Source organism: Vibrio neptunius, from assembly GCF_000967495.1.
Classification (GTDB): Bacteria; Pseudomonadota; Gammaproteobacteria; order Enterobacterales; family Vibrionaceae; genus Vibrio; species Vibrio neptunius.
This window is the reverse complement of sequence record NZ_JXXU01000022.1, coordinates 31,748-56,580: the sequence shown is the minus strand read 5'-3', so window position 1 is coordinate 56,580 and position 24,833 is coordinate 31,748. Positions and strand designations below refer to the sequence as shown.

At 44.4% G+C, this 24,833-nt stretch carries 22 protein-coding genes; 18 read left to right on the top strand and 4 right to left on the bottom strand.

Going from position 1 to position 24,833, the window contains the following annotated elements:
* The first annotated feature begins 171 nt into the window (after window positions 1-171).
* From TW84_RS08625 to TW84_RS08610, 4 genes are all read left to right on the top strand, one after another.
* Window positions 172-1,167 carry a TRAP transporter substrate-binding protein gene (locus TW84_RS08625; RefSeq protein WP_021457148.1) on the top strand — a complete coding sequence of 332 codons (996 nt, stop codon included), beginning with the start codon at window positions 172-174 and terminating at the stop codon, window positions 1,165-1,167.
* Window positions 1,168-1,277: 110 nt separating this feature from the next.
* Window positions 1,278-1,949, top strand: a complete 672-nt coding sequence (locus TW84_RS08620) for a TRAP transporter small permease (protein WP_045975258.1) — start codon at window positions 1,278-1,280, stop codon at window positions 1,947-1,949.
* A gap of 3 nt (window positions 1,950-1,952) precedes the next feature.
* Complete coding sequence (locus TW84_RS08615) at window positions 1,953-3,314, top strand: TRAP transporter large permease (RefSeq protein ID WP_006959359.1); 1,362 nt, start codon at window positions 1,953-1,955, stop codon at window positions 3,312-3,314.
* 141 nt (window positions 3,315-3,455) lie between these two features.
* Complete coding sequence (locus tag TW84_RS08610; RefSeq protein WP_006959358.1) at window positions 3,456-3,689, top strand: DUF2789 domain-containing protein; 234 nt, start codon at window positions 3,456-3,458, stop codon at window positions 3,687-3,689.
* Window positions 3,690-3,732: 43 nt separating this feature from the next.
* On the opposite strand, the gene TW84_RS08605 is transcribed toward TW84_RS08610, so the two are convergent.
* Both TW84_RS08605 and TW84_RS08600 read right to left on the bottom strand, forming a co-directional pair.
* Window positions 3,733-5,076, bottom strand: coding sequence for a sigma-54-dependent transcriptional regulator (locus TW84_RS08605; RefSeq protein WP_045975257.1), 1,344 nt, complete (start codon window positions 5,074-5,076; stop codon window positions 3,733-3,735).
* A 22-nt stretch (window positions 5,077-5,098) separates the two neighbouring features.
* Window positions 5,099-6,883 carry a sensor histidine kinase gene (locus TW84_RS08600; protein WP_045975256.1) on the bottom strand — a complete coding sequence of 595 codons (1,785 nt, stop codon included), beginning with the start codon at window positions 6,881-6,883 and terminating at the stop codon, window positions 5,099-5,101.
* A 508-nt stretch (window positions 6,884-7,391) separates the two neighbouring features.
* Here TW84_RS08600 and tig point away from each other — a divergent pair.
* The 13 genes from tig to pyrF all read left to right on the top strand — a co-directional run bounded on the left by tig (window position 7,392) and on the right by pyrF (window position 21,693).
* The gene (tig, locus tag TW84_RS08595) at window positions 7,392-8,696 is read left to right on the top strand and encodes a trigger factor (RefSeq protein WP_045975255.1); all 1,305 of its coding nucleotides are present in this window, start codon (window positions 7,392-7,394) and stop codon (window positions 8,694-8,696) included.
* Between the two features lie 105 nt (window positions 8,697-8,801).
* Window positions 8,802-9,428 (top strand): ATP-dependent Clp endopeptidase proteolytic subunit ClpP, encoded by a 627-nt coding sequence (gene clpP / locus TW84_RS08590; RefSeq protein WP_045975254.1) that lies wholly within the window; start codon window positions 8,802-8,804, stop codon window positions 9,426-9,428.
* Between the two features lie 73 nt (window positions 9,429-9,501).
* Window positions 9,502-10,785 carry an ATP-dependent protease ATP-binding subunit ClpX gene (clpX, locus tag TW84_RS08585; RefSeq protein WP_045975253.1) on the top strand — a complete coding sequence of 428 codons (1,284 nt, stop codon included), beginning with the start codon at window positions 9,502-9,504 and terminating at the stop codon, window positions 10,783-10,785.
* 129 nt (window positions 10,786-10,914) lie between these two features.
* Window positions 10,915-13,266: an endopeptidase La gene (gene lon / locus TW84_RS08580; protein ID WP_045975252.1), complete on the top strand. Its 2,352-nt coding sequence runs from the start codon at window positions 10,915-10,917 to the stop codon at window positions 13,264-13,266.
* A gap of 192 nt (window positions 13,267-13,458) precedes the next feature.
* The gene (locus TW84_RS08575) at window positions 13,459-13,731 is read left to right on the top strand and encodes an HU family DNA-binding protein (RefSeq protein WP_045975251.1); all 273 of its coding nucleotides are present in this window, start codon (window positions 13,459-13,461) and stop codon (window positions 13,729-13,731) included.
* A gap of 173 nt (window positions 13,732-13,904) precedes the next feature.
* Window positions 13,905-15,764, top strand: a complete 1,860-nt coding sequence (ppiD, locus tag TW84_RS08570) for a peptidylprolyl isomerase (protein WP_045975250.1) — start codon at window positions 13,905-13,907, stop codon at window positions 15,762-15,764.
* Window positions 15,765-15,903: 139 nt separating this feature from the next.
* On the top strand, window positions 15,904-16,203 hold the full coding sequence (locus TW84_RS08565) for a ComEA family DNA-binding protein (protein WP_045975249.1): 300 nt from the start codon (window positions 15,904-15,906) through the stop codon (window positions 16,201-16,203).
* Window positions 16,204-16,344: 141 nt separating this feature from the next.
* On the top strand, window positions 16,345-17,025 hold the full coding sequence (gene cmk / locus TW84_RS08560; protein WP_045975248.1) for a (d)CMP kinase: 681 nt from the start codon (window positions 16,345-16,347) through the stop codon (window positions 17,023-17,025).
* 103 nt (window positions 17,026-17,128) lie between these two features.
* On the top strand, window positions 17,129-18,799 hold the full coding sequence (gene rpsA / locus TW84_RS08555; protein WP_045975247.1) for a 30S ribosomal protein S1: 1,671 nt from the start codon (window positions 17,129-17,131) through the stop codon (window positions 18,797-18,799).
* Window positions 18,800-19,011: 212 nt separating this feature from the next.
* Window positions 19,012-19,293 carry an integration host factor subunit beta gene (ihfB, locus tag TW84_RS08550; RefSeq protein ID WP_045975246.1) on the top strand — a complete coding sequence of 94 codons (282 nt, stop codon included), beginning with the start codon at window positions 19,012-19,014 and terminating at the stop codon, window positions 19,291-19,293.
* Between the two features lie 137 nt (window positions 19,294-19,430).
* Complete coding sequence (locus TW84_RS08545) at window positions 19,431-19,712, top strand: lipopolysaccharide assembly protein LapA domain-containing protein (protein WP_045975245.1); 282 nt, start codon at window positions 19,431-19,433, stop codon at window positions 19,710-19,712.
* Between the two features lie 25 nt (window positions 19,713-19,737).
* Entirely contained in the window at window positions 19,738-20,907 is a 1,170-nt protein-coding gene (gene lapB / locus TW84_RS08540; RefSeq protein ID WP_045975244.1) for a lipopolysaccharide assembly protein LapB, read from the top strand.
* Window positions 20,908-20,994: 87 nt separating this feature from the next.
* Entirely contained in the window at window positions 20,995-21,693 is a 699-nt protein-coding gene (pyrF, locus tag TW84_RS08535) for an orotidine-5'-phosphate decarboxylase (protein ID WP_045975243.1), read from the top strand.
* Window positions 21,694-21,946: 253 nt separating this feature from the next.
* On the opposite strand, the gene miaE is transcribed toward pyrF, so the two are convergent.
* Together miaE and TW84_RS08525 are read right to left on the bottom strand one after the other, a co-directional pair.
* Window positions 21,947-22,717 (bottom strand): tRNA isopentenyl-2-thiomethyl-A-37 hydroxylase MiaE, encoded by a 771-nt coding sequence (gene miaE, locus TW84_RS08530; RefSeq protein WP_045975242.1) that lies wholly within the window; start codon window positions 22,715-22,717, stop codon window positions 21,947-21,949.
* 68 nt (window positions 22,718-22,785) lie between these two features.
* Window positions 22,786-23,550, bottom strand: coding sequence for a hypothetical protein (locus tag TW84_RS08525; protein ID WP_045975241.1), 765 nt, complete (start codon window positions 23,548-23,550; stop codon window positions 22,786-22,788).
* A 296-nt stretch (window positions 23,551-23,846) separates the two neighbouring features.
* On the opposite strand from TW84_RS08525, the gene cysB reads away from it, so the two are divergent.
* Complete coding sequence (gene cysB, locus TW84_RS08520) at window positions 23,847-24,821, top strand: HTH-type transcriptional regulator CysB (RefSeq protein ID WP_045975240.1); 975 nt, start codon at window positions 23,847-23,849, stop codon at window positions 24,819-24,821.
* Window positions 24,822-24,833: the final 12 nt, after the last annotated feature.

The following is a 24,833-nucleotide window of genomic DNA, read 5'->3' as shown; positions in this document are numbered from 1 at the left end:
CACCCATTTCTATCTAACAAATCTGTTTGTCATTGTTTTCTCGCATAGGTATGAATCTAATTTATTGAAATATAAAGATTAAATTTATTTTCATAAGTTGGCTTGGATATTGCCCTTATAAATATATCAACACCCAGTGATGGGGTTGTTCTATTAACAAGGAGAAAAACAATGCTAAAGCCTTTGACCCTACTATCGGCTTCGATTCTTGCTGTAACCAGTTTTAATGCGGCCGCTAACTGTGACCCAGGTGAGACTGTGATTAAGTTCAGCCACGTGACGAATACAGATAAACACCCTAAAGGTATTGCGGCTTCACTGCTGGAAAAACGTGTTAACGAAGAGATGAACGGAAAAGTGTGTATGCAGGTTTTCCCGAACTCGACGCTTTATGATGACAACAAGGTACTGGAAGCGCTGCTAAACGGTGACGTGCAACTTGCTGCCCCTTCTCTTTCTAAGTTTGAAAAGTTCACCAAGAAATACCGTATTTTCGATTTGCCATTCCTGTTTGAAGATGTTGACGCCGTTGACCGTTTCCAGAACTCAGAGTCTGGTGAGAAGCTGAAAAATGCAATGAAGCGTCGTGGTCTGCAAGGTTTGGCTTTTTGGCACAATGGCATGAAGCAAATGTCGGCAAACAAACCGTTATTGTCACCTGAAGATGCGAAAGGTCTTAAATTCCGTGTTCAGGCTTCTGATGTATTGGTGGCGCAGTTCGAGCAACTAGGCGCGAACCCGCAGAAAATGTCTTTTAAAGAAGTGTACGGCGGCCTACAAACTAAGGTTATTGATGGTCAAGAAAACACTTGGTCAAACATCTACGGTAAGAAATTCTTTGAAGTTCAGGACGGTATTACAGAAACCAACCACGGTATCCTAGATTACCTAGTGGTTACCTCGAACGACTTCTGGAAGAAACTACCAGCGGATCAGCGTGAGCAACTGAATACCATTATTCAGGAAGTCACTGCACAGCGTAATGCCGAGTCAGCTAAAGTGAACCTAGCGAATAAGAACAACATCATCGAAGCGGGTGGTGAAGTACGTACATTGACGCCTGAGCAGCGTCAACAGTGGGTTACTGCGCTGCAACCTGTTTGGAAGAAATTTGAAAAAGACATCGGCTCTGACCTAATCGAAGCTGCACTGGCTTCAAATCAGTAACACGATAATAAAAACATCCCTGACTATTGGCCCTCCGAATCGGGAGGAGGGCCTTTTTACCCTGCAATACCTGTTAGGCGCGGCCAACGGGTGATCAAAGCGATGTAACTATGGAACAGTCAATTTTTGCCAGAATAGGAAAGGTGACAGATGCTATCGAGGAAACGCTGATTGCGTTTTTCTTGGGAGCAATGACACTGCTGACCTTTGCTAATGTAATTTTTCGATATGTCTTTAATGACAATATTCTTTGGGCTCTTGAGCTCACCGTTTTCCTTTTTGCCTGGATGGTTCTGGTCGGCGCGTCATATGGCGTAAAAAAACATTTTCACATTGGTGTCGATGTCATCATCAACATGGCACCAGACCAACTGCGTAAAGTCTACGCGTTACTTGCAGCGGCTTGCTGTTTAGCATTCTCAATTCTTCTTCTGGTTGGTTCTTGGAACTATTGGTATCCGTTTGTCACTGAACGTGCTTGGTATGAAACCGACGATATTCCGATGCCAGAAATATTGCAGTTCCTAGCTGACTGGCTGAATGAAGGTGAGCGCTACGAAAAGCTTCCACGCTTTATTCCTTATATGGCGCTACCGATTGGCATGGCGCTGATGACATTCCGTTTTATTCAAATCACCGTAGAAATCGCAACAGGTAAATTAGACCGCTTGATTGCAGGTCATGAAGCGGAAGAAGAACTTGAGGCGCTGAAAGAAGAGCTCAAAGACGCTGGTGAAGCGATGGAGCCGAAAAAAGCCGACGATAAGAGCAAGGAGAGCTAAGCCATGGATATTTTGTTTTTATTCGTAATGGTGGTTGGCTTTATGCTGATTGGTGTGCCAATCGCTGTATCGCTTGGTCTATCGAGCATCCTGTTTTTGATGATGCACTCTGACGCTTCTTTAGCCTCAGTAGCCCAAACCCTGTTCAACGCGTTCGCAGGCCACTACACCTTGCTCGCGATTCCATTCTTTATTTTGGCATCAAGCTTTATGTCGACAGGTGGTGTCGCTAAGCGAATTATTCGTTTTGCTATTGCCATGGTCGGTTGGTTTCGTGGCGGATTGGCGATGGCTTCTGTCGTCGCGTGTATGATGTTCGCCGCGTTATCTGGTTCATCTCCAGCCACGGTTGTCGCCATCGGTAGTATCGTTATCGCTGGTATGATCAAAAACGGTTACTCCAAAGACTTTGCTGCTGGAGTGATCTGTAACGCGGGTACGTTAGGTATCTTAATTCCACCGTCAATCGTTATGGTTGTATACGCCGCTGCGACGGACGTGTCAGTTGGTCGTATGTTCCTCGGTGGTGTGATTCCAGGTCTTCTGGCGGGTGTGATGCTGATGATTGCTATCTATATTGCAGCGCGCGTGAAAAATCTGCCAAAACAGCCATTCGTTGGCTGGGGTGAAATGTTTGATGCCGCGAAAGACGCAAGCTGGGGGCTACTACTGGTTGTGATCATTCTAGGCGGTATATACGGTGGTATTTTCACGCCGACTGAAGCCGCAGCGGTTGCAGCGGTCTATTCTTTCTTTATTGCGAACTTCGTCTACAAAGACATGGGGCCTTTCGCAGAGAAAGAAAATGGCAAGCCAGCCATCGTCAAGATCTTCCAAGCATTTGTCCATAAAGACACTAAGCATACGCTGTATGAAGCGGGCAAGCTGACTATTATGTTGCTATTTATCATTGCAAATGCCTTGATTCTTAAGCACGTACTAACAGAAGAGCGCATCCCGCAGATGATTACTGAGTCGATGCTATCTGCTGGCCTTGGGCCGATCACCTTCCTTATCGTGGTTAATGTCTTGCTTCTGATTGGTGGTCAGTTTATGGAGCCGTCGGGTCTGCTGATCATTGTTGCTCCGTTGGTGTTCCCAATTGCGATTGCACTGGGCATCGACCCTATTCACCTTGGTATCATGATGGTCGTGAACATGGAAATAGGGATGATCACACCGCCTGTTGGGCTCAACCTGTTTGTAACGGCCGGGGTCGCTAAGATGTCGATGATGCAAGTTGTCAAGGCTGCGCTCCCTTGGGTGGCGGTCATGTTCTTGTTCCTCATTATCGTTACTTACGTACCATGGGTATCGACTTGGCTTCCAACGACACTAATGGGGCCTGAAATCATAACCAAGTAAGTGCTTCCTGAGTTCTAATTAAAAAGCCTCACTGTCGATGTGAGGTTTTTTTTGCTCGGAGTGATTGGGTCTATAGTTAAAGAGGAATAGTTACTGTAATTGTGGCTTAGTTGTTTGTTCTGAGAATCGAGTGAGGACATTATGGAAATGCACCAACACTCAATGCGTGATTTGTTTCAGCAACTTGGATTGGCGAGCTCCGACGACAGCATTCGGGAATTTGTTAATCACCACAGTGGGCTGGTGGTCGGCACTGCATTGCATGAAGCCTTTTTCTGGTCGCCTTCACAGGCCGCGTTTCTGAAAGAAGCGATAGAAGAAGATGCTGACTGGGCAGAACTGGTCGATCAGCTCGATGTGATGTTGAGGACCTAAAGTCAAAAGCCAGCATCTGGTGCTGGCTTTATTATTACTGTGATTAATCGGTTTTGTAGTTGGCTTTGTCTAGCCTGTAACGTTGCATTTTGTCGTAGAGCGTTTTTCTCGCAAGGCTGAGTTTATCCATGGTTTGTTTGATACTGCCTCCAGACTCAAGTAACGCTTGCTCGATCGCACTTCTCTCGAACTCTGCCACTTGTGTCGCCAGTGAGAGTGGTTGAGTACTTTGCTCTGTGTTTTCTCCAAATTGAGTCAGCTTACCCAGCAAGACGAAACGTTCGGCGGCGTTTCTTAGCTCGCGGACATTACCGGGCCAATCATGGCTTAAAAGCTGACTCAGTGCGCTGTTTGGAAGCGCAGGGGCACTTTTTCCATAGCGTGAAGCGGCAACCAACAGGAAGTGATGGAACAGAGCCGTAATGTCTTCTTTGCGTTCTCTCAGTGCAGGCAAATCTAGCGTGACGATGTTAAGGCGGTAGTAGAGATCTTGACGAAATTCCCCTGCCTCTGCGGCTTTTTTAAGATCCATTTTCGTAGCGGCAATGACTCTTATATCCAGTGGTAACAGCTCATTCGAACCCACTCTTTCAATTACGCGTTCCTGAAGGACGCGTAACAGTCGAATTTGTGCCTGCATCGGCATGGATTCAATCTCATCAAGGAATAAGGTTCCGCCCTGAGCATGCTCAAACTTACCGATACGCTTAGTTTCTGCACCAGTAAATGCGCCTTTCTCGTGGCCATAGAGCTCACTCTCGATGAGGTTCTCAGGCACTGCGCCACAGTTGATGGCGACAAAGTTCGCGTCGCGTCTTGAACTTTGTTCGTGAATTGAACGAGCAACCAGCTCTTTGCCTGTCCCTGTTTCACCAAATAAGAGAATATCGGCGTCGGTATCGGCAATATGTGAAATGGTTTCTCTCAGCATTTGGATAGACGGTGTGTCACCTATGATTCTAGGGCCGAGGGTCTGGCTCGCTTTGAGACTGCGCTTGAGTTCCTGATTCTCGAGAGTGAGGTCACGCTTTTCCAATCCGCGTCGTGTGGTATCGATGAGCCGGTCGATGGGGAAAGGCTTCTCGATAAAGTCATAAGCGCCATTTCTGAGGGCGTTAACAGCCATGGAGATATCTCCATGGCCCGTAATGAGAATGACGGGAACATCTTTGTCCTGATGCAGTACCGTTGAAAGCAGATTTTCACCGGAAAGACCGGGTAAGCAGATATCGGAAATAACCACTTTTGGCAAACCGTCCTGCTTAATGGCAAGAAGTGCATCTTCGGCACTGGAAAAAAATTGTGCGGATATTTCTTCTAACTCGAAGCTCTGCTCTATGGCTAAGCGAATATCGCTTTCGTCATCGATAAAAAAGACGTCGTACATCAAGAATCCTTTGAGTTATCTCTTAAGTCGAAACATGAAATGGTAACTGTATGGCAAACCTTGCTCCGCCATATGGCGAGGTCTCGACGGTTAACTGGCCATCCATCGCTTTAATGATCTGTTGGGAAATCGATAGGCCAAGGCCCAGACCATTCTGCTTCGTAGTAAAGAATGGCTCAAATAGGTGCTTAGCTTGATCTTTTTTAATTCCTGGGCCGTTGTCATCGATATAGATCATGATCGATGCCTCTGTTTGTTCAGTGAGGAGTTCGACAATGCGTTCGTCCTGCTCTTTCACAGCTTGTGCAGCGTTAGTGATCAGATTAATCAAAACCTGTTCAAGCTGAATCGCATTTACCTCGGCGGAACCTGTGGTGTGATTAAACTGTGTGGCTAATTCTACCCGATAAGACTTTATCTGAGGTGCAACCAGTTCCTTCGCTGAGAGTAGGATAGGTTCGATATCGAGAACGCTTTTGTCGCTCGTATCTGATTTGCGCGCAAAGGATTTTAGCTGATTGCTGATTTTTGCCACCCGGTCGGTCAAGGCTGAAATACGCGCTAGATTGTCATCAACGCGATCAAGTTTGTTATTATCCAGAAAGCGACGCCCGTTGTCGGCAAAGCTTCGTATAGCGGCGAGCGGATTATTTAGTTCATGACTAATACTGGCAGACATTTGGCCAAGAACGGCAAGTTTTGCCGCTTGAACAAGTTCATCTTGTGTCTGCCTTAAAACCTGTTCGGTACGAGATCTTTCCATGACTTCAGCTTGCAACTCTGAGGTCCGTTCCAATACTAGAAATTCCAGCTTTTGCTTTGCTTCAGACTGCAATTGTTCAAACTGACGCTTTTTGAGATGTCTTTGATAGGTCAGTTGCAGTGTTAAAAATGCAATCACAAACAGCAGAGTCAGTATCAGGGCGAAACTTAGCGTAGACCAAAAAACCGTTATCTTTTCAGTCAAAACACGAATGGTAAGATCGAGCAAGGAAAGTGTGCGACTGGAGACAATGTAGTCGCCTTGTATCCAGCCGAGCAAATGGTTTTCAAGCTCAGACTGGGCCTTATCGAGTTGCCCAACCAGCCCGAGAGATTTTATGTCTTTATCTAGGTATTGTCGGCTGTTGGAAATCTGATTACGTTCCGCTTCTGCCAGAGTGAGCAGGCTTTTAAATAACCATTGCGGGTTGCTCGACATGAAAATCACGCCGTAGCTGTCAGTAGCAACAAAAGTATTTTGCTTACTTTTCCAGTTCTCTTCGATTGCAGAGAGGTCCATCTTGACCACTATAACGCCAGCTATTTCACCTGCGTACACGACAGGGAATGAGTAGTAATAACCTCTTTGCCCAGAGGTGGAACCGAGCGCGAAATACTGGCTGGAGTTGCCTTTTACCGCTTCTGAAAAATAGGGACGCCACGAAAAGTTTTTGCCAATAAATGATCGCTCCAAATTCCAGTTGCTGGCCGCAATTGTGTTGCCGACCCGATCTATCAAGTAAGTATCTGACGCTTGAATAATGTTGTTAACGTTTGCTAAATAGCGGTTTGTAATGTCGAGTTGGGCTGGGTTGTCCGGCCGCATCAAGGCAGAAATTAGCTCAGTGTCTTTAGCTAGCAATTGAGGGAGATGAGCGTATTTATCGAGTCTTGAAGCAATATGGCTAGCAAAGCGATCGAGTTGTGCCTGATGTTCGTCGAGTAGTAAGTGATAGTGGTAATTCCATACCCACCGCGAGCCGACAATTAGGCAGAACAGGTAGAGAATAAACAGGTAGGCATTGGCTCGACGAAAAAATGACATCATGTTCCCTGTAATTGAGGTACTACTGATAAACTAGGGTAATGTTTTTTGTTACGGGTGTGTTGGTTTGTGTAACGAAAATGAGTAGCAAAACCGGACTTGGATCTAGTTTTATCGTTTAATTCAGAAAAAAGACTAGTTTCTCTTGAAAAACCGATTAACGTCCCCATTTCTGGAAACGTTGGCTGCTTGATTGACGATTTTTTTAGCAGTTAACTGAGTTTTTAGGGTAAAGCCTGACCTATGTTAGGGATCGGCTCGACAGTGACCGATCAGGTCGGTAGAATGCTGCGTCTAAATTTTTATCCTGAGGCTAATCGGAGATACCTTTCATCAACTTGGTTGGAAAGATATCGCTAATTAGTCCGGTAACTGACTCGTTTGGTTACCGATACTCGATTTACGAAGAGTGCTCTTAGAGCGCAAACAAGGATGGGTCCTGAACTTTTTATGGTTTTAGGGCACATACGCTCAGCTCAGTCTGAGCCAGTTTTGAGGTTAATGAATAATGCAAGTTACTGTTGAAACGCTAGAGGGCCTAGAGCGCCGTCTAAACATTACTGTTCCTGCTGCTAACATCGAAGATGCTGTAACAGCTGAACTACGCAACATCGCTAAAAACCGTCGTTTCGATGGTTTCCGTAAAGGCAAAGTGCCTCTAAAAATGGTTGCGAAGATGTACGGCAAAGCAGTACGTCAAGACGTAATGGGTGAAGTAATGCAACGCCACTTCATCGAAGCGATCGTTAAAGAAAAAATCAACCCAGCAGGCGCACCAACTTTTGCTCCAGTAGAGAGCAAAGAAGGTGAAGATCTAGTATTCAAAGCAACTTTCGAAGTTTACCCAGAAGTTGAGTTGAAAGGTCTAGAGAACATCACTGTTGAAAAGCCAACAACTGAAGTGCAAGACGCTGACGTTGAAGAGATGATCGAAACTCTACGTAAGCAACAAGCGACTTGGGCAGAAGTTGATTCAGCTGCTGAAGAAGGTACTCGTGCAACTATCGATTTCGTTGGTTCTATCGACGGCGAAGAGTTCGAAGGTGGTAAAGCTGAGAACTTCCCACTAGAAATGGGCGCAGGTCGCATGATCCCAGGTTTCGAAGACGGTATCACGGGTAAAACAGCGGGTATGGAATTCGATATCGACGTAACATTCCCTGAAGATTACCACGCTGAAAACCTAAAAGGTAAAGCCGCTAAGTTCGCGATCAAAGTGAACAAAGTTGAAGCTCGTGAGCTTCCAGAAATCAACGATGAGTTCGTTTCTAAGTTTGGTGTAGCTGAAGGTGGCGTTGACGCTCTTAAAGCTGAAGTTCGTAAGAACATGGAGCGTGAGCTTAAGCAAGCCGTTAAAAACCGCATCAAAGAGCAAGCGCTTGATGGTCTAGTGAACGAAAATGAAATCGACGTACCATCTGCACTTATCGATCAAGAGATCGGTACACTACGTCAGCAAGCTGCACAGCGTTTTGGTGGCAACCCAGAAGCTGCAGAGCAACTTCCACGTGAGCTGTTCGAAGAGCAAGCTAAGCGTCGCGTAGTGGTGGGTCTTCTTCTAGGTGAGGTAATCAAGTCTGAAGAGCTAAAAGCTGACGATGAGAAAGTGAAAGCACTGATCGAAGATATGGCTACAGCATACGAAGATCCATCAGAAGTAATTGCTTACTACGAGCAAAACACTCAGATGATGGACAACATGCGTAATGTTGCTCTAGAAGAGCAAGCCATTGATGCTATCATCGCTAAAGCACAGGTTTCTGAGAAAGAAGTTAGCTTCAACGAGCTAATGAACCAACAGCAGCCAGCTTAATAAGCAATATCTTGCGTAGAAGGTTGACGGAACGTTAACTATTCTGCTAACAATGGTCCGTATGATGTTTATCATTCGGGCCATTTATTTTAGGGACATAAGAATATGAGCTACCAAGAAAAAAATGCAATGTCACCAATTTTAGACGCGCTAGTACCAATGGTGGTTGAACAAACTTCCCGCGGTGAACGTTCTTACGATATTTACTCTCGTCTTTTAAAAGAGCGAGTGATTTTCTTAACAGGTCAAGTGGAAGACCACATGGCAAATCTTGTCGTGGCACAGCTGCTTTTCTTAGAATCCGAAAATCCTGATAAAGATATTTTCCTATACATTAACTCACCAGGCGGTAGCGTGACTGCGGGTATGTCTATTTATGACACTATGCAGTTTATCAAACCCAATGTGAGCACTGTGTGTATGGGGCAAGCTTGCTCTATGGGGGCTTTCCTTCTTGCTGGTGGTGCTCCAGGCAAGCGTTATGTACTGCCAAATTCTCGCGTTATGATTCACCAGCCACTAGGCGGCTTCCAAGGACAGGCATCTGACATCCAAATCCACGCTCAGGAAATCCTGACTATCAAGCAGAAGCTGAATAAGTTGCTTGCAGAACACACAGGCCAACCTCTTGAAGTTATTGAGCGTGATACTGACCGTGATAACTTTATGGCCGCAGAACAGGCGGTAGAATATGGTTTGGTCGATGCTGTACTGACTCATCGCGGTGAGTAATAATTGCCAGAGCATTTTGGCTATAATTGATATACACTCAGAACATAAAGAGTAAAGGCTAAGAGGTTAGCGAATGACAGACAAAAGCAAAGAGAGCGGTAGTAGTAAGCTTCTTTACTGCTCTTTCTGCGGCAAAAGCCAGCACGAAGTTCGCAAGCTAATTGCAGGTCCATCCGTTTATATTTGTGACGAATGTGTCGATTTGTGTAACGACATTATTCGTGAAGAGATCAAAGATGTTCTGCCTAAGAAGCAATCTGAAGCACTACCAGTGCCAAGAGAGATTCGGGAACACCTAGATGATTACGTGATAGGGCAAGATTACGCTAAGAAAGTGCTAGCGGTAGCCGTTTATAACCACTATAAGCGTTTACGTAATGGAGATACGACAAGTGAAGGAGTGGAGCTTGGTAAAAGTAACATCCTTCTTATCGGACCTACAGGTAGTGGTAAAACGCTGCTTGCCGAGACGCTTGCGCGTTTCCTCGATGTACCATTCACCATGGCAGACGCGACTACGTTAACTGAAGCTGGTTACGTGGGTGAAGATGTCGAGAACATCATTCAAAAATTGCTGCAGAAATGTGACTATGACGTAGCAAAAGCAGAACGTGGCATCGTGTACATCGATGAGATCGATAAGATTTCACGTAAAGCTGAAAACCCATCTATCACACGTGATGTGTCTGGTGAAGGTGTTCAGCAGGCGCTACTTAAACTGATTGAAGGCACAGTAGCTTCTGTGCCACCTCAAGGTGGTCGTAAACATCCACAACAAGAGTTCCTTCAAGTCGATACTTCCAAGATTTTGTTTATCTGTGGTGGTGCATTTGCTGGTCTAGACAAGGTGATTGAGCAACGCGTAGCAACTGGTACGGGCATTGGCTTTGGCGCGGAAGTGCGTTCTAAAGATGAAACCAAAACTGTCGGTGAGTTGTTTACACAAGTAGAACCAGAAGATTTGGTGAAGTATGGTTTGATTCCAGAGTTCATTGGTCGTCTTCCTGTGACGACAACATTGACAGAGCTGGATGAAGAAGCGCTTATCCAAATTCTATGTGAACCAAAGAATGCACTAACGAAGCAATATGCAGCGCTCTTTGAACTTGAAGACTCAGAACTTGAATTCCGTGAAGACGCTTTGCGTGCTATTGCGAAGAAAGCGATGGAACGTAAAACGGGCGCACGTGGATTGCGTTCAATTTTAGAGGGTGTTCTGCTTGAAACTATGTACGAACTGCCGTCTATGAATGATGTGAGTAAAGTTGTGATCGATGAGTCTGTAATCAATGGTGAGTCTGAGCCATTGCTCATTTACAGCAACTCAGATAACCAGGCTGCTGGTGCTGAATCCTAATCAGATTCACATAAATTAATGAATAATTTAAGGAGGTAATCATTTACCTCCTTTTTTTTATTCTTTCATTGAATCCAACCAATTAGCCCCCATATACTGCTCATAGGACTAAGCGGAAGAGAGAAGAATATGAACTTGGAACGTTCCGAACGTATCGAGATCCCCGTACTACCTCTAAGAGATGTAGTCGTTTACCCGCACATGGTAATTCCTTTGTTTGTTGGTCGTGAAAAGTCAATTGCTTGCCTTGAAGCAGCAATGGACAACAACAAGCAAATATTGTTAGTTGCGCAGAAAAAAGCGGAAACAGATGAACCAACAAAAGACGATTTGTTCGATGTTGGTACAGTGGCAACTATTCTTCAATTACTTAAGCTGCCTGATGGGACGGTGAAAGTGCTAGTTGAAGGCCAGCAACGTGCAAAAATTCACAAGTTTACTGAAGAAGAATTCTTCACTGCTGATGCCGAGTATTTGAACACTGAGCAGCTCGACGAGCGCGAAGAAGAAGTGATTGTTCGTAGTGCGATTAATCAGTTCGAAGGTTTTATTAAGCTAAACAAGAAAATACCACCTGAAGTACTGACTTCTCTAAACGGTATCGATGAAGCAGCACGTTTAGCGGATACGATCGCAGCCCACATGCCCTTGAAGTTAGCGGACAAGCAAATTGTGCTTGAAACTCTGGGTGTGACTGAACGTCTAGAATTTTTGATGGGACAAATGGAATCCGAGATTGACCTGCTGCAGGTTGAAAAACGCATTCGTACCCGTGTCAAAAAGCAGATGGAGAAATCTCAGCGTGAGTATTATCTGAACGAGCAGATGAAAGCGATTCAGAAAGAGCTCGGTGAGACGGAAGATGGTGTGGACGAGTTTGAAGCTCTGAAACAAAAAATCATCGACTCAAAAATGCCTCAAGAAGCGCGAGAAAAGACAGAGCAAGAACTGCAGAAGTTGAAAATGATGTCGCCAATGTCGGCTGAAGCGACTGTAGTGCGTGGTTATATTGATTGGATGCTGGGTGTACCATGGCATAAGCGTTCGAAAGTTAAGAAAAACTTGGCGAAAGCAGAAGAAGTGCTTAACGAAGACCATTATGGTCTTGAGCGTGTTAAAGAGCGTATTCTTGAATATCTCGCGGTGCAAAACCGAATCAATAAGCTCAAGGGACCGATCCTGTGTCTTGTCGGGCCTCCAGGTGTAGGTAAAACCTCACTAGGTCGCTCAATTGCTGCTGCAACAGGTCGCAAATACACCCGCATGGCACTGGGTGGTGTACGTGATGAAGCTGAAATCCGTGGTCACCGTCGTACCTATATAGGCTCTATGCCAGGTAAGCTGATTCAGAAGATGTCTAAAGTTGGTGTTAAAAACCCACTATTTCTTTTGGATGAGATCGACAAAATGTCTTCTGACATGCGTGGTGATCCTTCGTCAGCTCTACTGGAAGTACTGGATCCAGAGCAAAACAACGCCTTTAACGATCACTATTTAGAGGTTGATTATGACCTATCTGACGTGATGTTTGTTGCAACGTCTAACTCAATGAATATTCCAGGTCCGTTATTGGATCGTATGGAAGTCATTCGTTTATCGGGTTACACAGAAGATGAGAAGCTCAACATTGCAAAACGTCACTTAGTTGAGAAACAGATCAAACGTAATGGTTTGAAGCTGGGTGAAATAGAGATTGAAGACTCTGCAATCATAGGCATTATTCGTTACTACACACGTGAAGCAGGTGTGCGTAGCCTAGAGCGTGAAATCTCCAAGATCTGCCGTAAAGCGGTGAAAAATATCCTGCTCGACAGTAGCCTTAAAACGGTCATTGTGAACATGGATAACCTAAAAGAGTACTTAGGTGTTCAACGTCATGATTACGGTAAGGCGGATGACAGTAACCGCATTGGTCAGGTAACTGGCTTAGCGTGGACGGAAGTCGGTGGCGATCTTCTCACGATTGAAACAGAAGCGATGCCGGGTAAGGGTAAGCTGACTCAAACTGGCTCTCTTGGCGATGTGATGCAAGAGTCGATTCAAGCTGCGATGACAGTGGTTCGTTCTCGTGCTGTTAAGTTGGGCATCAACTCGGACTTCTATGAGAAACGTGATATCCATGTCCACGTTCCTGAAGGTGCGACACCGAAAGATGGCCCTAGTGCGGGTATTGCAATGTGTACAGCGCTTGTCTCAAGCCTCACAGGTAACCCAGTCAAAGCGGAAGTCGCGATGACAGGTGAAATTACCCTTCGTGGTGAAGTTTTACCTATCGGTGGTTTGAAAGAGAAACTACTGGCAGCGCATCGTGGTGGCATCAAAACGGTCTTAATTCCAAAAGATAACGAGCGTGATTTAGAAGAGATTCCAGAAAACGTTATTGCTGATCTGAAGGTAATTCCAGTTCGTTGGATTGACGATGTTCTGAAAGTAGCGCTAGAAAAAGACCCGTCAGGTGTCGAAATTGCTGCTGTAAAATAGTGATGTGCAGCAAAAATAAGTAAAAGATTACGCTGATTGGCATAAAAAGGCTTGTCAGCGTTTTTTTTGGGCGCTAACGTTACTCACATAGCTTCAGGCCTTATTGTACAAGGGGTTGAAGTTAGTTTTAAATTGAAATGGAACGAATGCTGCCTTTAAAAATAACAACAGGTGGCGCAAAGGGGAATCACAGTGAATAAAACACAATTAGTAGAAAAAATTGCAGAAAGCGCTGACCTGTCAAAGGCATCAGCGGGACGTGCTCTTGACGCATTTATTGAAGCAGTAGGTGACACTCTTCAGTCAGGTGATCAAGTTGCGTTAGTAGGCTTTGGTACATTTAGTGTGCGTACTCGTGCAGCTCGTACGGGGCGTAACCCAAAAACGGGTGAAGAAATCCAAATCGCAGAAGCAAAAGTTCCAGCATTCAAAGCTGGTAAAGCTCTGAAAGACTCTTGTAACTAGTCTTGAAATTGCCGATAGCGGCAGTTTTTATCGAACCTTTTTTAATTATGCGCATCATACTGATGCGCATTTCTTTTTCTGATATTATCGCGCTATCTGATTTTAATTATAACGTACGCCGTGTTAGCAGCGATAAGAGCTAGTGCGGACCATACGCGGAGAGTGTTTTACATATGATGGATCGATTACGCGAAGGCGTTAATAGCATCGCGGTTAAAATTATCCTTGGATTAATCATCCTATCTTTCGTCTTTGCTGGTGTTGGCAGCTACATTGTTGGCGGTAGCAACAACTCAGCAGCAAAGGTTGGTAATGTAGATATTGGTCGTGGTGAGTTTGAACAAGCTTACCAGAACGAGCGCAATCGCATGCAAGCTCAGCTTGGCGATTATTTCTCTAATCTGCTGGCGGACCCAAGCTACGTTGAATCTTTCCGTAAGTCAGTGCTTGACCGAATGATCAACGATTTGTTGCTTGAACAACATGCTGAGGCTCTGGGCTTACGTGTTAGTGATAATCAGGTAAGAAGCATGATCGTGGACATGCCTCAATTTCAAGTGGATGGCAAGTTTGATCAAGAGATATATCAAGCATCTCTTCGTCGTGCTGGCTTTACGCCTGATAGCTTTGCAGAATATCTGCGTAGAGACCTTGTACGCAATCAACTGCTCACTGCTATCCAATCGAGTGACTTCTCACTAGAAGGTGAAGTGGACGCGCAAAGCAAGCTTTTGACCCAGACTCGTGAAATTAAGAAAGTGACGCTTTCTTTGTCTGAATTTGCTTCGAAGGCCGAGCTATCTGAGTCTGAAATTAACGACTACTACACTCAAAACTCAGATCGTTATACTCGTCCTGAACAAGTTAAAGTAGCTTATATCGAGCTGTCTGCACAGCAGTTGAAAGAGGCAGTACAAATTTCTGATGAGCAAGCTAAGCAATATTACCAAGATCATCTTGATAAATATTCTTCACAAGAACAGCGTCGTGTTAGCCATATCTTGATTCAAGGCGATAACAAAGCTAAAGCTCAGTCTATTCTGGACCAATTAAACGCTGGTGCTGATTTTGCTGCTTTAGCTGAAGAAAAGTCTGATGATTTTGGAAGTGCTTCTGAAGGCGGTTCTCTTGGTTGGATTGAGCGTGATGTTATGGACCCAGCATTTGAAGAGGCAGCGTTTGCTCTTAAGAAGGCTGGTGACGTGACAGGTTTGGTGAAATCTGATTTTGGCTATCACATCATTAAGCTTGATGAGCTGAAAGGTTCTGTGGTTAAGCCTTATGATGAAGTGGCTGCTGAAATAAAACAGGAACTGAAAGACCAACAAGCCATTGATCAATTCTATGGGCTGCAGAGTGAGCTAGAAAAAGTTGCATTTGAATATCCAGATTCTTTGGATGATGCGGCTAGGGCAGTCAAAGCTAAAATTCAAGCGACAGACTTCATTTCTCAAGCTGATGCGCCGGAGTTGTTAAAAACCCCCGCTGTAATGCAGGCCATTTTAAGCCCTGAAGTGAAAGAAGATGGGTTGAACTCAGAAGTGATAGAAGTGGCACCTGAACACGTGATTGTTGTTCGTGTAGAAGATACGCGTGACGAAACAGTACTTCCACTAGAGGACGTTCGCGAGCAAGTGACAACGGCGCTGGCGAAAGTGAAAGGTGAACAAAGCGCAATTGAGCTTGCTGACAATTTGGTTGCAGAGTTGAAGAAGGGCAACAAAGACCTAATGACTAAAAATGGTCTTGCTTTTAGTGACTTGGAAAACATTGATCGTAGCTCTCCGTTGGCTGACGTAGTGTTCTCTATGAAAAAACCCAACGAAGGTGAAGTCGAATTTGCACAGGCAAAAGATTTTAATGGCGATGTTGTTGTGGTTGAACTTACCAAAGTGAAATCTGATGATAATACTCAGTACAATGAACAGATTAGTACTCAGTTAACCCAGATGAACGCTCAGCAAGACCTTTCCGGTTTAATCAATATCCTTCGTAAAACCATAGATATCGAATATTATGTTGTGACTCAGTAATCTGAATGGATGTAACTGATAAACCACTAATAACGGGCTGCATCTGCAGCCCGTTTTATTTTGAGCAGTTTTCTCCCTTTCTGTCGGCAGGTTCCTTTACGGTACCTTTTCCATCATGTTACTTAGACGAGGAGAGCAAATGTTACGCACACTCTGGATGAGCCTTTTAATGGTGATAGTGGCCTATAGTCCGATCAGCATCTCGGCTGAAAAAGTCAACAACGCAGAATACGCTGGAATTGAAATTACAGTGAATGTTAACACCGCTGAAGCGGCTGAATTGGCAGCGCTCCTGATTGGGGTTGGTGCCCAAAAAGCCCAAGCGATTGTTCGGTATAGAGAAGAAAACGGTCCATTCTTGAAGGTGAGTGATTTGGCTTTGGTTAAAGGTATTGGTCCTGCTTTAATCGACAAAAACCTTAGCCGCATAAAGTTGTAAATAGGTAGAGCGCTTAGCGCTCTATTTTTTTAGCTTTTTCCTTTCAATACTCTCTGGTGCAGAGAGGTGAATCCCACTATAATTCACGCCGAATATTGGTCAGCTCAATGGCTATTATTTTCAACTAATGTGGAGTAAAACATGTCGTCTCATACGCCGGTTGTAACCGTTGATGGACCAAGTGGTGCAGGTAAAGGCACTCTCTGTATGCTTCTAGCGAAGAAGTTTGGCTTTCACTTATTGGATTCCGGTGCGATTTATCGTGTCTTGGCTTTGGCTGCAATTCACCATGGTGTCGATCTGGACTCTGAAGATGCGCTTGTACCATTAGCAACACATCTTGATGTTCAGTTCATTGCCGAAGGTGACTTAGTCAAAGTCATTCTGGAAGGGGAAGACGTTTCAGGTGAGCTCCGCAAAGAAGAGACTGGAATGGCGGCTTCAAAAGTTGCTGCGTTTCCGCGAGTGCGTGAAGCCCTACTTCGACGTCAACGTGCGTTTGCCGAAGGTAAGGGGCTAGTTGCAGACGGTCGTGATATGGGCACAGTTGTTTTCCCTCAAGCTGAAGTGAAAATTTTCCTCGATGCTAGTGCAGAAGAGCGAGCGAACCGCCGCCTTAAACAGTTGCAAGGCAAGGGGTTAAATGTTAAATTTGACGACCTTTTGAGCGAGATCCAAGAGCGTGACGACCGAGATCGTAACCGCTCGGTGGCACCATTACGCCCCGCAGAGGACTCGCTGTTGCTTGACTCTACTACAATGAACATCGACGAAGTGGTAGAAAAGGCACTACAATATATCGAATCTAAGCTAGTCGTTTAGGCGGCTAGGTAAGAACGTTGATCGCATGGATGATGATCGGCGAAGCTAATAACCCCACGTGGTAGGACACCCGTGGACGTTTAATTTATTGAAGATTAAATAAATGACTGAATCTTTTGCTCAACTCTTTGAAGAGTTTCTAAACGAGACTGAATTCCAACAAGGTACTATCGTTAAAGGTACTGTAGTCGCTATCGAGAACGGTTTCGTTCTTGTTGACGCTGGTCTTAAGTCTGAGTCTGCAATCCCTGCTGAACAGTTCAAGAACGCGGCTGGCGAACTTGAAGTTGAAGTTGGTTCTGAAGTAGACGTAGCGCTAGACGCTGTTGAAGACGGTTTCGGTGAGACTCAACTTTCTCGTGAGAAAGCGAAGCGTCACGAAGCTTGGATCGTTCTTGAGAAAGCTTACGAAGAAGCTGAAACTGTTGTTGGTATCATCAACGGTAAAGTTAAAGGCGGTTTCACTGTTGAACTAAACGGTATCCGTGCTTTCCTTCCAGGTTCTCTAGTAGACGTACGTCCAATCCGCGACACTGCTCACCTAGAAAACAAAGAGCTAGAGTTCAAAGTTATCAAACTTGACCAGAAGCGTAACAACGTAGTTGTTTCTCGCCGTGCGGTAATCGAGTCTGAGAACAGCGTTGAGCGTGATGAGCTTCTTGAGTCTCTACAAGAAGGCGCAGAAGTTAAAGGTATCGTTAAGAACCTAACAGACTACGGTGCATTCGTAGATCTAGGTGGTGTTGACGGTCTTCTACACATCACAGATATGGCTTGGAAGCGCGTTAAGCACCCTTCTGAGATCGTGAACGTTGGTGACGAGATCCAAGTTAAAGTTCTTAAGTTCGACCGTGAGCGCACACGTGTATCACTAGGTCTTAAGCAACTAGGTGAAGATCCATGGGTAGCAATCGCTAAACGTTACCCAGAAGGTCACAAACTGTCTGGTCGCGTTACTAACCTAACTGACTACGGCTGTTTCGTTGAAATTGAAGAAGGCGTTGAAGGTCTAGTACACGTTTCTGAAATGGATTGGACTAACAAGAACATCCACCCATCTAAAGTTGTTAATGTTGGCGACGAAGTTGAGGTTATGGTTCTTGAAATCGACGAAGAACGTCGTCGTATCTCTCTAGGCCTGAAACAGTGTAAAGCTAACCCATGGCAATCTTTCGCTGAAGCGCAAGCTAAAGGCGACAAGGTAACTGGTAAGATCAAGTCTATCACTGACTTTGGTATCTTCATCGGCCTAGATGGCGGCATCGACGGTCTTGTTCACCTATCTGACATTTCTTGGAATGTTGCTGGTGAAGAAGCAGTACGTGAGTACAAGAAAGGTGACGAGATCTCTGCAGTTGTTCTAGCAGTTGACGCAGAGCGTGAGCGCATTTCTCTAGGTGTTAAGCAAATGGAAAATGACCCATTCAATGCTTACGTTTCTGAGAACAAGAAAGGTGCACTAGTTAACGGTACTGTTACTGCAGTAGATGCTAAAGGTGCAACTATCGAACTAGAAGAAGGCGTAGAGGGTTACATCCGCGCTTCTGAAGTTGCTCGCGACCGCGTAGAAGATGCTTCTCTAATCCTAAGCGTTGGCGACAGTGTTGAAGCGAAGTTTACTGGTGTAGACCGTAAGAATCGCGTAATCAACCTATCTGTTAAAGCTAAAGATGAAGCAGAAGAGCAAGAAGCAATGGCTTCTCTGAACAAAGCAGATGATGCTTCGTTCGGTAACGCAATGGCTGACGCTTTCAAAGCAGCTAAAGGCGAATAATACATCGCTTTACTGAAAAAGGAGCCGAAAGGCTCCTTTTTTATGGATTGAGCTAAACGAGTCCTAATACCAATCTCAGCAAGTAACTCTGATAAAACGCGATTTGAAAATTGCGCAATTTATTGGTTTTGTGTCTAGAATTGATAGCAAGTGTTTGTTGGAATTGGTATTACTTACTATAATAAGTGATAAACTACTCTACGAGGGAAACTATGACTAAGTCTGAACTGATTGAGAGACTCTGCGCTGAGCAAACCCACCTTTCAGCGAAAGAGATTGAAGATGCTGTGAAAGACATTCTAGAGCATATGGCTTCGACACTAGAAACCGGCGATAGAATTGAAATTCGCGGATTTGGTAGTTTCTCTTTGCATTATCGCGAACCTCGTGTAGGTCGCAACCCGAAAACTGGTGAAAAAGTCGAGCTTGATGGAAAATACGTCCCTCACTTTAAGCCAGGCAAGGAATTACGTGAGCGTGTCAACCTCGATTAATTCCTGTTATTCATTTGAAAAAGCGGCATACTTTCGTATGCCGCTTTTTTATGAGATGAAATTCAGAGATAGGCATGGTTTGTTCAGGGGTTTTACTGCATAATCGTATCGGCAGATATCGACTTAGGTGATAGAACATGAAAATTATAAAAATTGTTATCGTGCTGGCCCTGTTTTTAATCGCACTGGCTTTAGGCTCTCAGAATCAAGAAGTAGTTAAATTTAATTACTTGTTGGCACAAAGTGAGTTTCACCTATCAACATTAGTTGGTGTTGTATTTGTAACTGGCTTCGTTTTAGCTTGGATTATCTTCGGTAGTTTGCATCTACGTTCTCAACAACAAGTACGAAAGCTAAGAAAACAAGTGAAAAAACTTTCTCCTCCAGAAAGCGAACCTCAACAGGTTAAAGCCCAATAAGTTGTATAGATAGGCTTTTTACTCGATGCTAGAAATACTCTTCTTGTTACTACCAATCGCTGCTGCATACGGTTGGTATATGGGTAATCGAAGTGCCCAGCAAGACAAGCAGAAGCAATCCAATCAAATTTCCCGCCAGTATGTGACGGGTCTAAACCTGCTATTGTCTGATCAATCAGACAAGGCGGTAGACCATTTCATTGAACTTCTTCAGGTCGACAACGAAACGATTGATACCCATTTGGCATTGGGAAACCTCTTCCGCTCTCGCGGTGAAGTTGATCGTGCGATTCGTATTCACCAGAATTTGATTTCACGTTCAGGCCTAACGATCGACCAAAAAAATATTGCGCTTCAGCAATTAGCCAAAGACTATATGGCTTCAGGGTTTCTTGACCGAGCAGAGAAGATTTTCGAGCAACTTGTCGAGGAACCTGATCATCGAGAAGCCGCATTGCAACAGCTGGTTTCGATTTATCAACAGACTCGCGAATGGGGTAAAGCGATTCAATATGCTTCGCAGTTGGTTAAATTGGGTCGAAAGAGGATGCGCACCAGTATCGCGCATTTCTGGTGTGAGCTTGCAATGCAAGACAAAGCTGACGGTGAGAGCCATCGCGCTATTCAGCATTTCAAACGAGCGTTATCAGAAGATCCTAAGTGTGTCAGAGCAAGTATTGCCCTAGGCAAGTTGTACTTGGATGTTGAAGATTATGCTAAAACGATAAAGTATTTGGAAATGGTGCTTGAGCAAGACAAAGACTTCATCAGTGAAGTGTTGCCCATTCTTGCAGATTGTTATCACCATCTTGGTCAAGAAGATGAGCTGCTAGATTTCTTACGCCAATGTATAGTCGCTAAGGCTGGTGTATCGGCAGAACTGATGTTGGCGCAATTGGTAGCACAGCATGAAGGCTCAGGCACAGCACAAGAACTTTTGACTCGTCAGTTAGTGAAAAATCCCACAATGAAAGGTTTCTACCGCTTGATGGACTATCACTTGGCAGATGCAGAGGAAGGTCGGGCGAAGGCCAGTTTGCAAACACTTCAGAGACTAGTTGGCGAACAGCTTAAGGTGAAGCCGCACTATCGATGCCGCAAATGTGGCTTCTCTACCCATTCCATGTATTGGCATTGTCCCTCATGCAAAGGTTGGGGGACCATCAAACCTATTCGAGGCCTTGATGGTGAGTAAGAGATTCGATTGGTATTCCAATCAAAAAAATAGCAGCGGTGATCCCGCTGCTTTTTTTAGGCATGTAAGTATTAAGTAGGAGATGAAATGATTGACCAAAGAGTTATTGTTGCACTGGATTACGACAATCAAGCGGATGCATTGGCTTTTGTTGATAGAATTGACCCAAATTCTTGTCGACTAAAAGTGGGCAAAGAAATGTTCACGCTGTTTGGTCCTAATTTCGTTAAAGAGCTACATAAGCGTGGTTTTTCTGTATTCCTGGATCTCAAGTTCCACGATATTCCTAACACTTGTTCAAAAGCGGTACGCGCTGCAGCTGAGCTAGGTGTGTGGATGGTTAACGTTCATGCTAGTGGTGGAGAACGTATGATGGCCGCATCTCGTGAGATCCTGGAGTCTTATGGCAAAGATCGCCCATTATTAATTGGTGTTACCGTACTGACGAGTATGGAGCAAAATGACTTGGTTGGTATTGGCCTTGATGTTGAGCCGAAAGATCAGGTTATTCGTTTGGCTAGGTTGACAAAAAACTCAGGCCTAGATGGGGTCGTCTGCTCCGCACAAGAGTCTTCTATGCTTAAAAGTGAGCTAGGTAAAAACTTTAAACTTGTGACTCCCGGCATTCGTCCAGCAGGGGCTGCTGTCGGAGATCAGAAACGTATTATGACCCCTTTCGATGCAGTCCAGGCCGGATCGGATTATTTGGTGATTGGTCGCCCAATAACTCAGGCTCTGGAACCAGCTCAAACGTTGGCAGACATCAACCAAACTCTCGTTATCTAACTCTCTAAAATGGTTCGCAAAGTAGGCAAGTTTTTTGTTAGAGGTACAACCTACCGAAATGGCAATTGTTCGTATTGATTATTGGTTATTGGTTAGGTTGTTGTGAAGCAGAACCATTGAGACCTATAGCCCAGAAATAGTGCCGTAAAGGGCTCGATAATGCTTTTTCTGGCCTAGTTTGAGGATGTAGGTGATGTGACAAAAAAGGTGCCGTATGGCACCTTTTTGATAGGAAGGATAACTTAGATTGATTTTATATCGGTGTGCCACTGTGGAATTTAAAGTCTTTATCGGGACTGATAATAAGATCAGCTTCTAATTGACCGAAAAAAGCAACGCGTTGTGAAATATCTTCTCCGGCGATGTCTTTAGCTAAGCTTAGGTAATCTTGATAGTGACGAGCTTCAGAGCGTAACAGTGATGTATAAAATTTGGCGAGGTCGTCATCCATATGTGGTGCGAGCATAGCGAAACGTTCGCATGATCGGGCCTCAATATATGCGCCAATGATCAATTTATCGATCAGTGTCTGTGGCTCATGAGTTGCCATTTGACTTAAAAGGCCTTTAGCATAGCGACTCGCTTGAACTGGCTCATAATCGAACCCTCGATTTTCCATTATTTCCAGAACTTGATAAAAGTGATGCAGCTCTTCTTTTATCAGAAGCACCATCTTATCGATTAAATCCTGGCTATAGGGTGAATTCGATTTAGCCATAATCGCTTTGGATATGTTACTTTTGCCTTTTAACGTATCAAGGCTCCCTTTCTTTCTATAAGCAAAGTCTTCATAGGGTTTAAACCAATCTAATAGGTTATATGCGCTATCCTTATCGACAGCATACTTACGGATAAGATACATTGCCGATTGACCCGCTTTGAGCTCACACAACAAATGATCGATTAGAATTGTTTTGAGGTTTTCGGGTTTTCGTGCCTCTGCAATCCACTCATTAGGTGTCGAGCATTGGAGAAAATTATTGATAGGTTCGAGTAAGGAGTTGTAGTTTTCTAAATCGATCATGCTGAGTATTTAAACAAATAGAAAAGGCCGCCAAGGCGACCTTTCGAAATTGGGATCCAAGGATTATATTACCATTTTTTCTTTTCACCAAAGAGCTCATCCATATCATTTTTACGCTGGTCTTCTTCGATTTGGTGAAGCTCCTCAGCGTTTTTAGACTGACGTTTCTGCTCAAGGTCATCGAGCATGCCCTGAAGTTTCTCTCTGGCTTGATTGGAATAGTTGTCGTTTTTGGTGCTCAGTGCGTCAAGCCCTTTACGCAGAAGTTGAAGAGCGGTACCGGGCTGACCACGAACAATGGAATCATTTGCACGTTTAAGAACGTTTTCAATATTTATTCGAATTTGGATCGTCTCTAGGCGAGCATTTTCTGCCACATAGGCTTGAGTTTCAAATCGACCTTTGTTGTGCTCGCTGCGGATAGTGTCTCGCAGGCGTTTGACCAGTTTGAGCATCACGATTGCTTGTTTGTCACTGCCTGGCGTTTTAAAGGATGTGCTTTCCCCACCTTTTTTGTCTTCTTTAAGCTGTTTTATCTGTTGTTTAACATGCTCAACGCGTTGTTCGAGTTGCTTGTTCTTGGGATCAAGCTCAAACATACTTTCCACCGAATCTAAAATACGATTGTTCAAGCAAACCAATAAATCTTTGCTGTATGGCATGTGATGTGCGTGGCCGATGAGTTCTTCCGTCGCATCAATGATGGCGAGGTATCGAGCCCCTTCCTGTTTTTTAGCCGCTTCGACTTTCACTTTGTACTGAAGCATGATGTTATAGCCAAGCACTAACACCAGTAAGATGGCAACTAAAGCTATGATTAACCCAATATTCATAAATTCCGTATCTTATGTTTTGTTGGCTAGCGAGTAAGGATACACGATTCTTATCAACCACTGCACCTATTTTGTATTATTACGTTTCCATGGCTAATTATTAACGAAAACTCTGATCTGTGGGTAATTTTTGCGTTATTGCTTACAAAAAAGTCATCTAAATCAGAATTTACTCTGTTCATCCAACCCAAAAAGGCAAATCTGCTATCAATTTTAACCAAGAGACGTTATAACTAAATATTATAAACTATATTTGCTCACAATGGGGCGTCGAGTAAGGGATTGCGGGGTTAAGAATGAAGTTACAACAACTAAGGTATATTGTTGAGGTAGTTAACCACAACCTGAATGTTTCTGCTACTGCGGAGAGTTTATACACCTCGCAACCAGGTATTAGTAAACAAGTCAGATTGCTTGAAGATGAGCTGGGTATTCAGATTTTTGAGCGAAGTGGTAAGCACCTGACCCAAGTGACTTCAGCGGGCGAAGATATTATTCGAATCTCTCAAGAGATCCTCGCACGGGTTGAAAGTATTAAAGCGGTAGCTGGGGAGCATACTCACCCTGAAATGGGTACTCTCAACATTTCTACGACTCATACTCAGGCCCGCTATGCTTTACCCGATGTAATCAAAGGATTCACGGCTCGATATCCAAAAGTATCCCTGCATATGCATCAGGGAACGCCAACTCAGATGTCCGAAGCGATTGCAAAAGGGACGGCAAATTTCGCGATTGCGACGGAAGCTTTGCATCTTTACCAAGATGCTATCATGCTGCCTTGCTACCACTGGAACCGCTCAATTGTTGTCTCCAAAGAGCACCCTTTGGCTCAAAAAGAGAAGATTTCAATCGAAGACCTTGCCTCTTATCCTTTGGTCACGTATGTATTCGGCTTTACCGGACGCTCAGAATTGGATACAGCTTTTAATAAAGTAGGCTTGACGCCCCGAGTCGTTTTCACCGCGACGGATGCTGACGTGATTAAAACCTATGTTCGGATGGGAATAGGGGTGGGGGTGATTGCCAGCATGGCGATCGATAAAGATCAAGATGAAGATTTAGTGGCTATTGATGCGAGCCACATTTTCGGTGCAAGTACAACCAGCATAGGCTTCCGCCGCGGAACTTTCCTTCGTTCCTATATGTTCGACTTTATGGAGCGATTTGCTCCGCACCTCACACGACCTGTTGTGGAACAAGCTCTGTCTCTGAAATCAAGTGCAGAAATTGAAGAAATGTTTAAGGATATCGAGTTACCAGTCCGCTAAAAACTTTCATCT

Excerpts from the sequence above, each read along its gene's own strand:
- TW84_RS08615 (WP_006959359.1), top strand. The coding sequence starts at position 1,953 with ATGGATATTTTGTTTTTATTCGTAATGGTGGTTGGCTTTATGCTGATT.
- TW84_RS08605 (WP_045975257.1), bottom strand. The coding sequence starts at position 5,076 with ATGTACGACGTCTTTTTTATCGATGACGAAAGCGATATTCGCTTAGCC.
- TW84_RS08600 (WP_045975256.1), bottom strand. The coding sequence starts at position 6,883 with ATGTCATTTTTTCGTCGAGCCAATGCCTACCTGTTTATTCTCTACCTG.
- clpP (WP_045975254.1), top strand. The coding sequence starts at position 8,802 with ATGAGCTACCAAGAAAAAAATGCAATGTCACCAATTTTAGACGCGCTA.
- rpsA (WP_045975247.1), top strand. The coding sequence starts at position 17,129 with ATGACTGAATCTTTTGCTCAACTCTTTGAAGAGTTTCTAAACGAGACT.
- cysB (WP_045975240.1), top strand. The coding sequence starts at position 23,847 with ATGAAGTTACAACAACTAAGGTATATTGTTGAGGTAGTTAACCACAAC.
- miaE (WP_045975242.1), bottom strand. The coding sequence starts at position 22,717 with ATGATCGATTTAGAAAACTACAACTCCTTACTCGAACCTATCAATAAT.
- lapB (WP_045975244.1), top strand. The coding sequence starts at position 19,738 with ATGCTAGAAATACTCTTCTTGTTACTACCAATCGCTGCTGCATACGGT.
- TW84_RS08620 (WP_045975258.1), top strand. The coding sequence starts at position 1,278 with ATGGAACAGTCAATTTTTGCCAGAATAGGAAAGGTGACAGATGCTATC.
- TW84_RS08625 (WP_021457148.1), top strand. The coding sequence starts at position 172 with ATGCTAAAGCCTTTGACCCTACTATCGGCTTCGATTCTTGCTGTAACC.
- TW84_RS08545 (WP_045975245.1), top strand. The coding sequence starts at position 19,431 with ATGAAAATTATAAAAATTGTTATCGTGCTGGCCCTGTTTTTAATCGCA.
- TW84_RS08565 (WP_045975249.1), top strand. The coding sequence starts at position 15,904 with ATGTTACGCACACTCTGGATGAGCCTTTTAATGGTGATAGTGGCCTAT.
- tig (WP_045975255.1), top strand. The coding sequence starts at position 7,392 with ATGCAAGTTACTGTTGAAACGCTAGAGGGCCTAGAGCGCCGTCTAAAC.
- pyrF (WP_045975243.1), top strand. The coding sequence starts at position 20,995 with ATGATTGACCAAAGAGTTATTGTTGCACTGGATTACGACAATCAAGCG.
- TW84_RS08525 (WP_045975241.1), bottom strand. The coding sequence starts at position 23,550 with ATGAATATTGGGTTAATCATAGCTTTAGTTGCCATCTTACTGGTGTTA.
- clpX (WP_045975253.1), top strand. The coding sequence starts at position 9,502 with ATGACAGACAAAAGCAAAGAGAGCGGTAGTAGTAAGCTTCTTTACTGC.
- lon (WP_045975252.1), top strand. The coding sequence starts at position 10,915 with ATGAACTTGGAACGTTCCGAACGTATCGAGATCCCCGTACTACCTCTA.
- TW84_RS08610 (WP_006959358.1), top strand. The coding sequence starts at position 3,456 with ATGGAAATGCACCAACACTCAATGCGTGATTTGTTTCAGCAACTTGGA.
- ihfB (WP_045975246.1), top strand. The coding sequence starts at position 19,012 with ATGACTAAGTCTGAACTGATTGAGAGACTCTGCGCTGAGCAAACCCAC.
- ppiD (WP_045975250.1), top strand. The coding sequence starts at position 13,905 with ATGATGGATCGATTACGCGAAGGCGTTAATAGCATCGCGGTTAAAATT.
- cmk (WP_045975248.1), top strand. The coding sequence starts at position 16,345 with ATGTCGTCTCATACGCCGGTTGTAACCGTTGATGGACCAAGTGGTGCA.